General features: G+C 33.5%; 13 protein-coding genes. 10 read left to right on the top strand and 3 right to left on the bottom strand.

Features of this window, described 5'->3' with window-relative positions; all coding sequences use genetic code 11:
• Positions 1 to 98: 98 nt before the first annotated feature.
• Complete coding sequence (locus OEW74_RS15180) at positions 99 to 1,376, top strand: replication-associated recombination protein A (RefSeq protein ID WP_265429279.1); 1,278 nt, start codon at positions 99 to 101, stop codon at positions 1,374 to 1,376.
• Positions 1,377 to 1,429: 53 nt separating this feature from the next.
• Here the strand turns inward: OEW74_RS15180 and OEW74_RS15175 are convergent, their stop codons facing one another.
• The 3 genes from OEW74_RS15175 to OEW74_RS15165 all read right to left on the bottom strand — a co-directional run bounded on the left by OEW74_RS15175 (position 1,430) and on the right by OEW74_RS15165 (position 4,664).
• Positions 1,430 to 1,864 carry a hypothetical protein gene (locus tag OEW74_RS15175; protein ID WP_265429278.1) on the bottom strand — a complete coding sequence of 145 codons (435 nt, stop codon included), beginning with the start codon at positions 1,862 to 1,864 and terminating at the stop codon, positions 1,430 to 1,432.
• Positions 1,865 to 1,977: 113 nt separating this feature from the next.
• Positions 1,978 to 4,179, bottom strand: a complete 2,202-nt coding sequence (locus tag OEW74_RS15170; protein ID WP_265429277.1) for a DUF2339 domain-containing protein — start codon at positions 4,177 to 4,179, stop codon at positions 1,978 to 1,980.
• Positions 4,180 to 4,244: 65 nt separating this feature from the next.
• Positions 4,245 to 4,664, bottom strand: coding sequence for an acyl-CoA thioesterase (locus OEW74_RS15165; RefSeq protein WP_265429276.1), 420 nt, complete (start codon positions 4,662 to 4,664; stop codon positions 4,245 to 4,247).
• A 135-nt stretch (positions 4,665 to 4,799) separates the two neighbouring features.
• Here OEW74_RS15165 and dnaA point away from each other — a divergent pair, with 135 nt between their 5' ends.
• The 9 genes from dnaA (at position 4,800) to OEW74_RS15120 (ending at position 16,427) form a co-directional block, all read left to right on the top strand.
• Positions 4,800 to 6,254, top strand: coding sequence for a chromosomal replication initiator protein DnaA (gene dnaA, locus OEW74_RS15160; protein WP_265429275.1), 1,455 nt, complete (start codon positions 4,800 to 4,802; stop codon positions 6,252 to 6,254).
• A gap of 103 nt (positions 6,255 to 6,357) precedes the next feature.
• Positions 6,358 to 6,828, top strand: coding sequence for a low molecular weight protein-tyrosine-phosphatase (locus tag OEW74_RS15155; RefSeq protein WP_265429274.1), 471 nt, complete (start codon positions 6,358 to 6,360; stop codon positions 6,826 to 6,828).
• A 24-nt stretch (positions 6,829 to 6,852) separates the two neighbouring features.
• Entirely contained in the window at positions 6,853 to 7,551 is a 699-nt protein-coding gene (locus tag OEW74_RS15150) for an SAM-dependent methyltransferase (RefSeq protein ID WP_265429273.1), read from the top strand.
• Between the two features lie 177 nt (positions 7,552 to 7,728).
• Positions 7,729 to 8,796 (top strand): DUF2891 domain-containing protein, encoded by a 1,068-nt coding sequence (locus tag OEW74_RS15145; RefSeq protein ID WP_265429272.1) that lies wholly within the window; start codon positions 7,729 to 7,731, stop codon positions 8,794 to 8,796.
• A 15-nt stretch (positions 8,797 to 8,811) separates the two neighbouring features.
• Complete coding sequence (locus tag OEW74_RS15140) at positions 8,812 to 9,654, top strand: helix-turn-helix domain-containing protein (RefSeq protein WP_265429271.1); 843 nt, start codon at positions 8,812 to 8,814, stop codon at positions 9,652 to 9,654.
• A 92-nt stretch (positions 9,655 to 9,746) separates the two neighbouring features.
• A complete protein-coding gene (locus OEW74_RS15135) occupies positions 9,747 to 11,057 on the top strand; it encodes a TolC family protein (RefSeq protein ID WP_265429270.1) in 1,311 nt (436 codons plus the stop codon).
• A 287-nt stretch (positions 11,058 to 11,344) separates the two neighbouring features.
• Complete coding sequence (locus tag OEW74_RS15130) at positions 11,345 to 12,451, top strand: HlyD family secretion protein (RefSeq protein WP_265429269.1); 1,107 nt, start codon at positions 11,345 to 11,347, stop codon at positions 12,449 to 12,451.
• A 110-nt stretch (positions 12,452 to 12,561) separates the two neighbouring features.
• On the top strand, positions 12,562 to 14,154 hold the full coding sequence (locus tag OEW74_RS15125) for an MFS transporter (RefSeq protein WP_265429268.1): 1,593 nt from the start codon (positions 12,562 to 12,564) through the stop codon (positions 14,152 to 14,154).
• A gap of 389 nt (positions 14,155 to 14,543) precedes the next feature.
• On the top strand, positions 14,544 to 16,427 hold the full coding sequence (locus tag OEW74_RS15120; protein ID WP_265429267.1) for a PEP/pyruvate-binding domain-containing protein: 1,884 nt from the start codon (positions 14,544 to 14,546) through the stop codon (positions 16,425 to 16,427).
• Positions 16,428 to 16,627 lie beyond the last annotated feature (200 nt).

Genomic DNA, 16,627 nt, shown 5'->3' with positions numbered 1-16,627 from the left:
AGTTTCAGAGAGTAAACAAATGATTCGTCGGATCAATTGATAGCTTTATCAATTCTGTTTACTTTCGCCAAATATTTAAAATTCAAATAGATAAAATCTTGAATCACAACACTCCTTTAGCAGAAAGATTAAGACCAAAAACCTTAGATGAAGTTTTAGGGCAGGAGCATCTTACCGGTGAAAAAGGTACCATCCGGAAAATGCTGGAAAATGACACCTTAAATTCTCTTATCCTTTGGGGACCTCCGGGAACGGGGAAAACGACTTTGGCGGAAATTATTTCGGAAAAATCGGGTAGGAAGTTTTTTAAACTTTCTGCAGTTTCTTCTGGGGTAAAAGATGTGCGTGATGTGATTGAAGATGCCAAAAAGCAAAATCTTTTTTCGGGAAAATCACCCATTCTTTTTATTGATGAGATTCACCGTTTTAATAAATCTCAACAGGATTCTCTTCTTCATGCCGTAGAAAAAGGTTGGGTAGTTCTTATTGGCGCCACTACCGAAAATCCAAGTTTTGAAGTGGTATCTGCATTGCTTTCAAGAAGTCAGGTTTATATATTGAAAGCTTTAAGCCACGAAAAACTGGAAGAGCTTATTGATATTGCATCTGAAAGGTTTAATAAAGATGAAGGAACTGATTTTACAATTAAAGAAAAACAAGCTTTCATACAATATTCCGGAGGTGATGGCAGAAAGTTGATTAATTCTGTAGAACTGGTCTTGAATCAGTTTAAAAATTCTGATACTAAAGAAATTTCAAACGATGATGTGATGTCGGTTCTTCAGGAAACGATGGCGCTTTATGATAAAAATGGCGAACAACATTATGATATTATTTCGGCTTTCATAAAATCGATGCGTGGAAGCGATCCAAACGGCGTAGTTTATTGGTTGGCAAGAATGATTGCAGGTGGTGAAGATATCAAGTTTATTGCACGACGAATGCTTATTCTTGCTTCTGAAGATATTGGTTTGGCCAATCCGAATGCTTTAGTTATTGCCAATAACTGTTTTCAGGCGATCAATGTTATTGGAAATCCTGAAGCAAGAATTTTACTGAGCGAAACGGCTATTTATCTTGCGGTTTCACCCAAAAGTAATTCTGCTTATATGGCAATTAATGATGCTTTGGCTTTTGTGAAGAAGACCGGAAATCTTCCTGTGCCTTTACATTTGAGAAACGCTCCGACAAAGCTGATGAAAGATTTAGATTATGGTAAAGAATATAAATATGCCCATTCTTTTGAAGGGAATTTTGTAGATCAGGATTTTCTGCCGGAGGAAATAAAAGATGCTAAGTTTTATGAACCCGGAAATAATGCCACCGAAAAGAAAATCTACGACGAGCTTAAGAAAAAATGGACTAACAAATATTAATCACAAAAAAACGGATGTTCAAAAGAGCATCCGTTTTTTTTAAATCTTATTTTTTATTTCCTTGTTGTAGTAATGAATAGAGATTTTACACCGTTGTAGTCTTTAACGTCTACTACTTGTGCAATTTCTGCAAATATTCTCATTGCGGTATCCTTAAACTCATATCCTTCGATGATAACAGGAGTATTTTTAGGAAGATTGTTTTGTTCATTAAGCTGTGCCAAACTTATATTGTCTAAAATACCTGCATCATTTTTAAGCTTAACCTCGGTAAGACCTTGATCTGCAATAAAGCTGAATTTTTTAAGTTTTTGAGGTAAATTGGCACTCTTGTATGCCTGTGTACTTTTTATATATTGTTTTTGGTTTTCAAACAATGTTGTTGTACCCACCATGTCTTCTAAAACAGCAAATTTTACTTTTGTATTTTTCTGAGCAAATAGTGTGGCAGAAGCAAAGATGAAAAGGGAATATAGGACTTTTTTCATAATTAATAATATAAACGTTAAAAACGTGATAAATATACTTACTTTTTGTAAAATATCAAGTAAAATTTTAGATTAATTGTAAAATGTTGATGAATCATAGTTTATTAAAGATTTTAAATATCCTTATCGATAGAATTCTCACTATTTTCAACTAAATTTTTAAGCATGTTTTTAAATTTTTGAAACATAAATGAGCTTAACAACAAAATAATACCTAAAATAATAAAAGCGATAATTCTAGAAACGTTATCCATTTGCCAAACATCATAGAGATATAATTTAAGAATGGTAATCCCAAGTAGACCAAAACCAATTTTATTGAGTTCTGTAATATTCTTCTTTAGACCTGCAAAAATAAATCCGCATGATAAAACTGCCCAAATAATAGGAAGATACAGAATACTGAAATGCTCTTGCAGCTGCATGATATTTTGAGAAGTCGTATTGTTTGAGAAAATATAAATTCGATAGAGCTCAAAACTTACAGAAAGGGTGCAAACTAATGAAACAAGTAAATAACCGGCTTTTTGCTTTAGAAACTCTGATTGTGGAATCAGTTTTATAATTAAATATAAAAGCGGCGCCAAATAAATCAAATGAATCCAATAGAAACTTAATCTAATTTCCTTTGCTATTACTGCGTTTACAATTTGTGAATTTGTAATGTGCGCAATAAATAAAAACAACAAGCCATAAATCAACAGGTTTTCTAAGTCTTCTGAAATGCTTAAGCTTTTCTTTAGTATGAGTAATAAACTTGTAAAAACAAAGCTGTATAAAAAGCTGTACGTAATGATAACAACAAAATTTTGAGAAGAAAGCTGATAAATCAATTCAAATAAAATAGAAAAGTAAATCGCTCCAAAGCATAAAACTTTAAAGGCGCTTTCAAAAAACTCGGTATCATTTTTTTCTTTAGATTCTTTCTTCAGCAAAATTAAATTGAAAAAACAACTTGCAATAACCACCAAACTCGTTAGAAAAACAGGATTGAAAATTAAAGTCAAATGTCTTTCATTATTTATATACTCAGTCCAGGTTATCATTTGAGACAAAATAACCAACGGAAAAAGCAGATAGAAAAATATTTTGAAAATACTGTGATCGGTTTTTTTCCATATATATAATAAAAGAGAAGCTTCAATTGCCCAAACACTCGTGATAAGATGGGTTTTAAATTGTAATGCAACAGCCAAAGTCAAAAGACTGATTCCGATTCCTGCAAAAACGGAATAATTTCTTTTAAACTTTTTATTCTGATATTCTCTGAACGCAAAAAAGATATTGATGAGCGCAAAGCTGAGCGGGAAAACACTTAAAGGTTCATATTTTAAAATAGAAAAGATATAAACCAATCCGATAATGCTTGAAAAATTAATCAGAACCAACATTAAAATATCAAGCTTAGAAAGCTGGCTGATTTTAAAATAGTTCTGAAGTGCAAAAGCGTAAAATATAATATAAGTAACAATGTAAAATAAAATACTTGTAAGATCGGTTTTTTCGATGGTCCAGAAATAAAGGTAGATTGCCGTGAAAATAAAAGCGATCCAGCCTACACTTTTCCAGTTTTTCAAATAAACGGTAATCAGCATTCCGATATTTAAAAGAGATAAATAAGTAAAAAGGAAAATATAATTGCTTTGCCCTGTACTGATCATCAACGGTGCCAGAAAACCTCCGAACAAAGAGAAAATAATCAGTGTCTCACTGTTATAACGATAAGAAAGGAAAATCGAAAGCAGAGTAATCGCACAAGTAATTACAAATGCCGTATTCTGCGTAAACAAATGATATTCTCTGAATGCAATCGTTGTGGTAAAATAAAGCACAGCAATTCCGCCGCCCATAATAATGGATGAGAAAATAGTGTAATTTTTCCTGATAAAATGAGCGGTGATGATAAGAATAAACCCTGCCAGAAAACCAATGCCTATTCTTGCGCTTTCGCCAATCCAGTTTTTATCGATGGCATACTTTACAAAATACCCGATTCCTAAAACCAATGTAAAGATTCCGATAATTGTAAGAACATTCTGCTTAATAAAATCAAAAAGAGGAGTCAGCCAGTCTTTTTCAGGTTCTGAATCTCCTTCAATGATTTCAGGAATTGCTTTTTGTTCAAGATCAATTTTATCAGTCGGTAAAGTTTCAGCCCTGATTGTTTCCTGGGGAATTTCTAAAAGTTGCTCAGTTGTTATTTTGTCTTTCGATAAATCATTTATCTTCTGTTCCAGAATTTGAATCTTTCTGTTCAGCTTTTGATAAACTAAAATAACTATTACAATTAATATTATGATAAGTGCATAAATCATTGGCTTGATTTACTACCAAATATAGTGATTTGAAAATTTAGTCGTTTAAAAACCTTAAATCATATTTAATGATTTTCTTCTTTCCAGTTTTCTTCAATTAATTTCATTAAAAAATCCGGACATTTTATGACTTTATTGGTTTCAGCATTCAAAAAAAATAGAGTAGTGGAAGCTTCTGTGATTTTAGTACCTTCTTCGTTGTAAATTTCATATTCAAATTCAATTCTTACTCCCGGAATTTTTCTCATAAAAGTGTGAATTTCTAATTTTTGATCGTATAGTGCTGGTTTTAAATACTTAATTTTATAATCAGAAACCGGAAGCCAAATTCCTTGCTTTTCTATCTCGTCATAAGAGATGCCGATGCTTCGAAAAAGTTCCACGCGACCTAATTCAAAATAGGTTGCATAATTGCCGTAATAGACGTATTTCATGGGGTCTGTTTCTGCGTAACGTACTCGTAATGAGTGTGTTGAGTGTATCATTTTTATCTCTTAATTATACATACAAATATATTTTTAAATAATCAATATGCGAAATATTTTTTTTTGAAAATAAAAAATGAGACCTTTGTCTTCCTCGTAAAAACGACTAACCAAAGAATTAATCAGGGCATAAAAATGGATGAAAATTTAATGATGATTTGGCAGAAGTGCCTTCAGTTTATGCGTGATAATCTTAACGCAGCTGAAGATAATTCTGATCTTAAAAAACTTGAAAAATCTTTCGATTTACTATTCGACAAAGTACAACCAATTTCGTTGGTTGAGAACAATCTTACGTTGATGGTTCCGAGTGATTTTTACAAAGAATATATTGAAGATAACTATCTGTCATTGCTTTCTGCTGCTCTAAAGAAAAATATCGGTAAAGGAGTAAAACTTTGGTATTCGGTAATGGAAAATAAACCAAGCGGTTTAGAAAGACCGGTTACCATGAATATGAAAGGGAAGTCTGTTTCCACTCCGAAAGTTCAGGAAACCATGCCTCAAGGATTTTCCGGAAATATTGTGAATCCTTTTGTAGTTCCGGGAATTAGAAAAGTAAATATTGATTCTAACCTTAAAGCAGATTTTTCTTTTGATAACTATGTAGAAGGTGAAAGCAACAAGTTTGCTTCTACCGTTGCAAGATCAATCGCAAAAAGACCAGGAGCAACTGCTTTTAACCCTTTATTTTTATATGGAGGTTATGGTGTTGGTAAAACGCACTTAGGTCAGGCTGTAGGTTTGGAGGTGAAAAGTCAGTTTCCGGATAAAGTAGTTCTTTATTTATCATCTGAAAAATTTATTCAGCAATTTATTTCGGCTGCTAAAGCTCATAAACAGACAGAATTTGCCAATTTTTATCAAATGGTAGACGTTCTGATTATTGATGATATTCAGTTCTTGTCAGGTAAATCTGCAACTCAGGACAGTTTCTTCCATATTTTTGATTATTTGCATCAAAATGGAAAACAGATTATCCTTACTTCAGATAAGGCTCCGGTTGATATTATGGATATTCAGGACAGGATTGTTTCCCGTTTCAAATGGGGACTTTCTGCAGAGATCAAATCTCCGGATTTAAATACACGTAAACAGATTATTCAGGCTAAATTAAGCAGAGACGGTATCGTTCTTACCGAAGATATGCTTGATTTCCTTGCTGCAGAAGCGAAAACCAATGTAAGAGAATTGATCGGAATTATTAATTCTGTAATCGCTTATTCTACGATTTATAAATCAGATTTAAGCTTAGAATTATTAAAAGAAACGATTAATAAGATTGCGGCTAACCAGAAAAAAGTGATTAATATTCCTTATATTCAGGATGTAGTTTGCGATTATTTCGGGATTAAAAAAGAGCAGCTTTTATCTAAAACAAGAAAAAGAGAAATTGCCCTTCCTAGACAATTGGCGATGTATTTTTCAAAAGAATATACCAATGCTACTTTTAGTAAAATTGGTGAAGAAATGGGAGGTAAAGATCATTCAACAGTAATGTACGCTTGCGATACCATAAAAGACGTTTCTAAAATTGATAAAGAAATTAAGAAATACGTAAAAGACTTAACAGAAAAAATCAAAAATTAATTCTGTACAAAATATTTATAGAAAGGAGAATAGGCTTATTCTCCTTTTTTATTTAGCTTTGTTTGAAGAAAATTTTATTAATTAAATTGTAAATGATATTGAAATGAAAATTTTAATGGTCTGTCTCGGAAATATTTGCAGAAGTCCTTTAGCAGAAGGAATTATGAGATCAAAACTTCCTGAAGATTTTATAGTAGATTCTGCCGGAACAATCGATATGCATCAGGGAAGCAATCCTGATAGAAGATCGGTAAAAACCGCTGCCAAATACGGAATTGATATTTCAAAACAACTTTCCCGACCGATTACTACAGAAGATCTAAATCACTTTGATAAAATTTACTGTATGGATTTGAATAATTTGAAAAATGTAATTTCTTTAGCTCAAAACGAAGAGCAGCGAAGCAAAATTTCATTATTGATGGAAGCCGCAGATCTTAATCATGCTTCAGGAGAAGTTCCCGATCCTTATTGGGACGGAATCGATGGTTTTGAAAAAGTCTATCATCAATTAGATGAAGCCTGCGAAAAAATCGCTGAAAAACTTCTCATTTCAAAAACTCAAAACTCATAATTCACAACTCATAACTTACCAAAAATGCTTTTTCTACTTCCCGCTTATCTTTCAGAAAATACTTCAATCAGCCATTTTTCGCCTGTTATAAAAGATTATATTATGCAGACGGATTATTTTTTTGTTGAAAACGAAAAAACAGCCAGAAAAGTCGTAAAGTTCTTTGCGCCGGAAAAAAAACAGTCAGATCTTAAGCTTTTTTTGTTAGATAAATATACTGAAAACGCAGATATTAAAGAAGCGCAGGATAGAATGCTCAACGGACAGGATTTTGGACTGCTTTCTGAAGCCGGACTTCCGTGTATTGCTGATCCAGGAAATTTAATTGTAAAATGGTGTCACGAAAAAAACATCAGAGTTATTCCAATTTCAGGACCTTCTTCGATTATTTTAGCGTTAATTTCAAGCGGTTTTAACGGACAGGAATTTACTTTTAACGGATATTTACCAATCGATAAAAGCGAAAAGAAAAAGCAGATCATGCATTTGGAATCGATGGTTCAGAAAACAGGATATTCTCAGATTTTCATGGAAACACCTTATCGAAATAATGTGCTTTTCGAAGATTTAACCAAATTTTTATCGCCTAATACAAAACTTTGTATTGCTGCAAACATCAATGATCCTGAGCATGAGTTCATCAAAACAAAAACCATTAAAGACTGGCAAAAACAAAAACCGGAACTACATAAAATTCCAGCTGTTTTTGTCTTAGGAAAATAATGTCATTGCGAACCGAAAGTGAAGCAATCTTCAATAAAGTAATGTCAAAATAAAAATCCGAATATTATTTGATGTTCGGATTTTTCATTTTTTTGCTATAATTATGTGATAAATACAATTAAGATTAATTTTAAAAACTATGCTTAAAATCTAGAATTACTTTTATATTTTTATTGAATGAAAAAAAGTCTTTTAGCATTTGCATTTTCACCATTCTTAATTTTTGCCCAGGAAAGCCCGAAATTATCGGATGAAATGGCGATAAAGTTATCGGAAAAACCGCTTCATTGTATCAATCAGGAGTATCCGAACAAAACAGCACACATTATTAATAATGCGAATGAAGTAACTTTGAGCCCGAAAGATCTTCATCCAAGTTTTTATGGGTGTTTTGATTGGCACAGCTCAGTTCATGGTCATTGGATGTTGGTTCGACTACTAAAAACAAAACCGAACTTATCAGTTGCTGAAGACATTGAAAAAATTCTCGACAATTCATTTACAAAAGAAAATCTACAAACTGAAGCTGATTATTTTACGAAATATCAGTTAACAACCACTTTCGAAAGAACTTATGGTTGGGCGTGGTTATTAAAGTTAGATGAAGAATTAACGACATGGAATCACCCGAAAGCAAAAATCTGGCATCAGAATCTAAAACCTTTGACAGACAAAATTTTGAATTCATGGAAAACTTATCTTCCGAAACAAACGTATCCCAACAGAACGGGAGTTCATCCAAACACAGCGTTTGCAATGGTTTTTGCATTAGATTGGGCAAGAGCAACAGGCGACAAGACTTTTGAGAATGAACTGATTGAAAAGGCAAAATATTTCTATCTAAATAATACTAAAACTCCTGCATATCTAGAACCCGATGGCTCCGATTTTTTCTCGCCAAGTTTGGAAATTGCAGATTTGATGAGAAGAATTCTTCCTCAGAAAGAGTTTGTAAAATGGCTTGACCAATTTTATGAGAAAAGAAGTATCGAAAATATCGAGAAAATTCCTGTAGTAAGTGATTTGAGTGATTATCAAACCGTACATTTAGTTGGATTATCTTTTACAAAAGCCTGGTGTATGAAAGGAATTGCTAAGTCTCTTCCCGATAATCATCCGTTGAAAAAACAATTTCAAAAAACAGCAAATATCTTTTTAAACAACGGGCTTCCACTTTTATTTCAAGGAAATTATGGTGGAGATCATTGGTTGGCAAGTTTTGCGGTGTATGCTTTGGAAGATTAAATTTAAATGGATAAAATGAATGCTTTAGAAAAGTTCGGAGTTGATGTTTTTACGCAACATAATATTTTCGAAAGAATATCTGTGGATAAGCCTTTCCGTCCGGATAATCCTGCTTTTATCTTTATTAAAAGCGGTTCTATAAAGCTTCGTCAGCATTTCAATGATCTTGAGCTTACTGCAAATACGTTTATGGTGACAGATCCGCAAACGGTTTATGAGATGATTTCTGTAAGTGATGATTTTCAGTCGAGAATGGTTTCTTATAAACGTGAATTTATTTCTGCTTTATCTTTGAAATTCAATAGGTTAATCACTTATCGGTATTTCCGTCAGCAAATGAATGTGGGAGTTCCTTTTTCTAAAGATGATTTAGATTTAATTTGGAAAAGTGTTAATTTTTTAAAATCTATTTTAGATTCTGAAACCGAAATGACTTACAAAAAAGAGATTGTAGAGCATCTTTTTTCAGTTTTTTGCTATCAGATTGCTGGAATCATTTCTAATGAAGACAACAGCGCAATGAATCAGATGTCGAGACAGGAAGAAATTGTTTTTGTTTTCCTAAATGATTTGTCGTCTCATCATTTGAATAACAGAACGGTGGAGTTTTATGCCGAGCGGCAGTCGATTACAACCAGACATCTTTCATCAGTAGTAAAATCGGTGACAGGAAGGTCAGCAAGCCAAATCATTTCTTCTATAGTTATCAATGAAGCAAAAGTGTATTTGAACTCTTCTAAAATGCCTGTTTCAGAGATTTCTACAATTCTTGGTTTTAGTGACCAATATTCATTTTCACACTTTTTTAAGAAACATTTAGAGCTGAGCCCGAGTCAGTACAGACAACAATATCAATAACCGAATCCTACATTTGAACATCTTTTTCCAAAATTCAAACATTTGTTTGAATCTATGCTTCGCCTAACTTTGCATCTGTAAAGCAAGGTAAAATGGTAAAAAACATAAAAACAGCTCTATCAGTTTTGATAGGTCTTTTTCCTGCGCTGTTTTTTTCACAAGACATAAAACAGATGACAGTGGATGAAGTTGCCCAATTGGCAATTCAAAATCATCAGCAACTTAAAGTTTCAGCTCAGAATATCGATATTGCCAAACAGCAGAAAGATATTACAAAGCTTCAGAAGCTTCCTACGATCACAGCTTCAACAAGCCAATTCTATTTGGGAAATGTAATGGCAATCGACAAAGATTTTTCCAATTCAACGACGATTCCGATGCCGCATTACGGAAGTTCGTATGGTGTTCAGGCGACTCAACTCATTTTCAAAGGAGGTTTGGTGAATAAATCTATCGAATTGGCAGGACTTCGCGAACAGCTTTCAGAATTAGATTTTGAAAGTAGAAAACAGGATATCAAGTTTTTGGTGATTTCTAATTATTTAGATATTTATAAAATTTTAAATCAGGAAGTTGTTATTCAAAACAATAAAAAGCTGGCTCAGGAAAGGCTGAAAAATATTCAAAAATTTTACCAGCAAGGAATGGTTACCAGAAACGAAGTGATTCGTGGTGAATTGGCGATTAAAAATTTAGACCAGGGAATGTTAACCTTAGTCAACAATAGAAAAATTCTCAATTATAATCTGAATATCGCTTTAGGATTAAATTCCGAAACTCAGATAATTCCTGTAGAAAATTTAGGCAATAAAGAAACCGGAATCGGGATGGATTATTATCTGAATTTAGCTCACGATAGCAATCAACAAATGAAATCTGCAAAAACCAATATTGCTGTTGCCGATAAAAACATAGAAGTTATTAAAACTGATAAAATGCCGACACTTTCAGGTTTTGGAGGATATTCTTTACAACGACCAATTACCACAAGAAACCCTGTTTTGGATATGTATTCGAGCGGTTGGCAAGGCGGTGTTTCTTTGAGTTATAATATTGATAATTTATATAAAACCAAAGAAAGAGTGAAGCTTGGTGAGCTACAGAAAAACCAGGCCAATGATGCAATGACTTTGGTGCAACAGAATCTTGATATGGCTGTGAATGCAGCGTACACAAAATATCAGGAAGCGATCCAGCAAACTGCAATTTTGAATGATGCTAAAAGTTTAGCTGAAGAAAACTATAAAATCACAGAAGCTAAATATCTTAATCAATTGGCTGTGCAAGCTGAGATGATTGATGCACAACTTCAAAAACTACAGTCGGAACTAGATTTGGCGAATGCCGAAATCAATGTTCTATATCAATATTATAATCTGCTGAAATCAACAGGAACGCTTTAGCAATTTTTAATTATAGAAAAATTTAAACGCAAAGTTTAAGATTCATGAAAATAAATAAAGTGGGCAAAGATGAATTAACAAGTTGGTTTTATAAAGCTCCTGTATAAGCTTTGCGAAGCAAATTTATTTGCCTTTGCAGACTTAAAAATCTAATGTCTCAGAATAAAATCTTTGCGTTTAAAAAATCAAAACGGAAATCTTTTAAGTGAAACGCCTTTGTGAAACTTAAAAAGCAATTAATAGTAAAAACTCTGTGAACTTTGTGTTCAAAAACATACATCAAAACAATGGAAAACAAGGAACAAAATACTCAAGATACACAACCTGCGGTTTCAAGCGCAGAAGCTAAGAAAAAGCAAAATAAAAAGAATAAAATAAGAGCTATCCTTTCAAATATCATCGTTTTTCTGGTGATTGGTTTGGGCTTATTCTGGCTAATTCGTCAATATTTTCACATTGGTGATAAAACGTATACCGAAGCAGCTCAAGTGGAGGAATTTATTAATCCGATCAATACAAGAGTTTCGGCTTATATCAATGAAATTAGATTTATCGAACATCAAACGGTAAAAAAAGGAGATACTTTGGTGATTTTAGACAAGAGGGAAATTCTTACTCAATTGGGTCAGGCTGAAGCGGCTTATCAAAATGCTTTAGCACAAAGATCAGCAACAAGTTCATCGGTAAACACGGTTTCTAATAACGTAAGTGTTATGGAATCTAATATTGCAGGAGCAAAAGCCAGACTTTGGAATGCTGAACAGAATTTAAACCGATACAAAAATCTTTTAGCTTCTGAAGCAGTTACGAAACAGCAATACGACCAGGTGAAAACAGAGTACGATGCTCAAAAAGCGGCATACGAAACCTTGGTTAATCAGAAGCAGACGGCCAATCTTTCTACAACTGAAGTAAAAAGCAAATTAGGAATTAACGATGCGGAAATCAAAAGAACAAAATCTGCATTGGAAATGGCGAAAATCAATCTTTCATATACTGTGATTACCGCACCTTACGACGGAGTAATGGGAAGAAGATTGATCGCTGAAGGACAACTGATCCAGCCGGGTCAACAAGTAGGAACTATCGTTTTGAATGATCAAAAATGGGTAACCGCAAACTTTTTAGAAAGCCAAATGCCCAATATTAAGATCGGACAAAAAATGAAAATGACAGCCGATGCTTTAGGTAAAAAAGAATTTGAAGGTACAGTAACGGCGGTCTCTGCAGCAACAGGTTCTAGATATTCAAGTGTTCCGACAGATAACTCTACCGGTAACTTTATAAAAGTACAGCAGAGAATTCCAGTAAGAATTGAGTTTACAGCCTCCAACAAAAAGGAAGATATCGCTAAACTTAGCGCAGGGATGAATATGAATGTTTCAGTTAATTAAAATTAACGACTAAAAGATTTCAGATATCAGATTCCAGACCTGGTGTATGAAAAAATGAAGAATGCTGGAAATCTGATGTCTAATATCTGAAATCTAATATCTATAAAAAAATGTATAACAAAGGTCTTTTCAGCGATTGGGTTCCAAAGCCTGTTCAGCTGTTACTTATAGTTTTGCTGCTTGTGGTCGTAATGCCTTTAGGAGGTGTTTATGCCGGGAATATCAGCTTTATGACGAGCGGAACCGGTCATCTTACTGAATATTTTATGTGGGCAAATTACGCTACAACTATTGGGATGGGAGCTTGTATGCCCGTTGTTCTCAGATTTAAAATGAGATATAAAGTGCGTGATAAAGTGGTGCTTTTATTGGTGCTTTTAGGATTGTTAAGTTACATCAATGGGACTACCATGGAGCCCGCAATTATCATTGTAAGTGCTTTGGTTATTGGATTTTTAAAAATGATGATCACCATCGAGCTTTTTCTTCCGTTGATGGTCATCATGGGTGGAAGAGGGGTTTTCTACGGGGTGTTTTATACATTCGTTTTAACTTTGACGCAGATTTCCGGTTACTATGCGGTAGAAATTTCGATGCTCTATAATTGGCAACAGTTTTTCATCATCGCATCGCTTCAGTGTTTTGCGATGGCTTTAATTTGCTGGATCTTTATGCATAATAAATATTTTGCTTTAAAAGTTCCGTTGCATTATATCGATTGGCTGAGTATTCTTTTATTTGTTTCTACTTTCATGTTTTCGGCTTATGTTTTTTCATTTGGAAAACAGCAGGATTGGTTGAATTCTACAAGGATCATTAATGCGAGTATAGCTGCGTTTGTTAGTTTTGCTTTGTTGGCAATTCGTCAGATGACTTTGAAAAGACCTTATTTGTCATTCAAAATTTTCAAACGAAACAATGTTCAAAACGGATTGTTTTTACTGTTTTGTTTAGGAATGTTTTTAGGAACTGCTTCAATTCAAAATATTTTTTCAGTCGGAGTTTTAGGATATGACCAATTGACGAATGCCAAACTGAATTTAATGATGATCCCTGGATTAATTCTTGCCGGAATTGTCGCTGTATATTGGTTTAAAAAAGAAAAACCTCTTAAAATGTTCATCTTTTCAGGATTTTCAGCGATGATAGGGTATATGATTATTATGTACTTTTCAATGGTGCTCGAATTCAATTATGAAAGTTGGTATTTGCCGATGTTTCTGAAAGGTTTTGGGATGGGATCGCTCTTTATTTCTGTGTGGTATTATACTTTAGATAAGTTGGAACTCGATGATATGTTGGCTGCTATCGGATTGGTTTTAGTTTGGCGTACATTTCTTGCGGTAGGATTTTTCTCGGCTTTATTTTCGTGGTTTCAATATCAGTTTCAGATTGAAAGTTTGGGCAATTTAGCGGTTTATTTAGATGGAATGACGCTTACTTCACAAAATCTTTCAGCCAATTTAAAAAGTATTCAGCTCAATGCGATCCTTTCTGCCAACAAGAAAATTTTCGGTTACATCATCGTTGCAGGTTTCGGAATTTTATTGTTTGTTTTGACGCATCATTTTGGGGAAGAAAAATTCAAATACCCAAGATTGATAAGACTCATCAGCGGGAAATCTGTCATTGCCAGAAGAAGATTACAAGAACGCAAAAGATTATTAGAAGAAATAAAAGATGCAGCAGGACCTGTCATCTAAAGATACCTTGTTTTTACCTGTGAAGTCTCGTTTTATTTTCAAAACGGGACTTTGCTTTTGAAGAATATTCACCATCAAAAATAAATAAGAACCATTACCTATTGATCATTACCGATTACTTATGTTTTTCGTAGCTTTTTCCCGCTATCCACTATATCTTTTGTTCCGCTTTGCTCCACAAAAGGATGCCGTCTTTATCGGGGCTAGAAGGTAGGAGTATATCAAAATAATTCCCTGTTTTTTAAAAAGATATTCTAAAACCACCCCGTCTTCTCCCTTCGGTCGAATCCACCCCTCCAAAGGAGGGGAATTCAAAATGTCACCAAGTTTATTACTATTTGTCACATTCAGGATATTTTCTACATTTGTGAGGTAATCTTCACAAAGACATGAAAAATATTTTATTATTCTTATTTCTCACTTTCTCACTTTTATCGTATTCACAGGATAATTATGTGCATTCTATCACCAAGAAACAACAGTTTCTCAATCTTTCCGGAAAACCGTTGACCGATAAGTTTACGAATATGAAGTCTGTAAAAGTGGTTTATGATTACGGTGCGAAAAAATTATACTTCTTTAACAGTACAAGATATACCTATCATTATGATTTCTGTTCGCAGGTTTTGGGATATAGTCAGGAAATAGGAGAGTTTAACAAAGAATCTTACAATCCGACCAACAAGAGAACCTATCTTCTCGCCAATATCAATTATTTAGAAGATTCTGATGATTGGGTGATGGAACTGGCTGCTTCAGACGAGATGAATGCAGGTTTGATCAATTTCTTTTTTAATGAGGTCAATAAAAATGTGTTTTTCAAAGATAAGCTGAAGTTTTATCTGAATTCTCCGCATGTAATCGGCTTAAATTCAAAAAAAACATTAAAAATTCCAACTGTTTTCTCAGATTTTATTTTTAAACGAATTACAGAACAGTCGATTGAGAATGCTTCTAATGTCGGAATTTTGAAAAAGTATGATTTGCAGAAAAAAGAAGATTTCAATCCTAAAGCTGATGAAATTATCATCATTAATACAACTCCGGAATTTATTCCAACCGTGCGCGGGATTATTATTACGGAACTTCAGACCCCTTTAAGCCATTTGGTTTTGCTGGCAAAAAATAGAAATATTCCGGTGTATGTTGATACGAAAGTTTGGGATAAACAATCTGTTAATAACCTTTTAGGTAAGAAAGTGGAGTTGATAACCAAAGAAAATTCATATTCATTAAAAGCTTCTCAGAAACCAATTCCTGCTAAAAAAGCAGTGAAAGAAATTATTCTGAAGAAAGATCTTTCGGTTACCAATTTGGTCGATTTAGAAACAACAATGCCTTTAAATATTGTCAATTCTATCGGTTCAAAAGCTACAAATCTTGGACTTTTAAAGCAGATCCAGAAAGAATTAAAGTCCTATAAAACTCCGGAATACGCTTTTGCAATTCCGTTTTACTACTTTGATCAGCATATTAAAGCAAACAATTTTCAAGATAAGATTAATGCATTGTATGCGATTCCAAAAGATTCTGTAAAGCTCTTGGAGAGGGAACTAAAAGCATTCAGAAAAACGGTGAAAAGCTCAAAAGTAAATCCTGAACTCTTAAAGAAAATAGAAGAAAAGCTCAATACTCAAACTGATTTTAAAAATTTCAGATTCCGTTCTTCAACCAATGCTGAAGATATGGAAGGATTCAACGGAGCCGGATTGTACGATTCTAAAACCGCAATCATCGGAGATGCAGACAAAACTGTAGAAAAAGCAATTTTAGATGTGTGGTCAAGTTTTTGGAATTTCCGTGCGTTTCAGGAGCGTGATTTGTTTGGAATCAATCATGAAAGTTGCGCAATGGGAGTTTTAGTACATCGGTCTTTTCCTGACGAAAAAGCCAACGGAGTTTTAGTCACAACAAATTTGTACCGCAAACAATATTATGGCATAACTGTAAATGTCCAGCTGGGTGAAGAATCTGTTGTAAAGCCTGAACCTGAAGTAACCTGTGACGAATTTTACTGCCATAATTTCAACGGATTCGGTTCGTTTGTGGTGGATTATCGTTCTACATCAAGCCTAAACAACGGAAAACCAATTCTTACAGAAACTGAAATCAAAAAGTTGTTTGATATTTCTCCGGTTTTGGAGCGTAAAATGTATTTGCTTTGGCAGAAAAGAAAAATGACAAAAAGAAGCTATCCTTTAGATATTGAATTCAAATATTTGGGTGATGACAAGCAATTATACATTAAGCAGGCAAGAGCTTATATGGATTGAGTTTTCTCTCGCAGATTGAGCTAATTTCGCAGATCATTAAATTAAAAATCTGCTCAACCTGGATAATCTTTCATAATAAAATAACGCATATTCTTCAAGCTTAAGCAACTTGTTTGCTATTCTTTGCTCCTTAAAATAAGAAATTATTTTATTAAACTTTGCCTTTACTTTGGATTCTATAAAAAAGACTAAATTTATTC

The organism is Chryseobacterium sp. YIM B08800, assembly GCF_026163565.1.
GTDB lineage: Bacteria > Bacteroidota > Bacteroidia > Flavobacteriales > Weeksellaceae > Chryseobacterium.
This window is presented reverse-complemented; position numbering and strand designations above follow the sequence as displayed.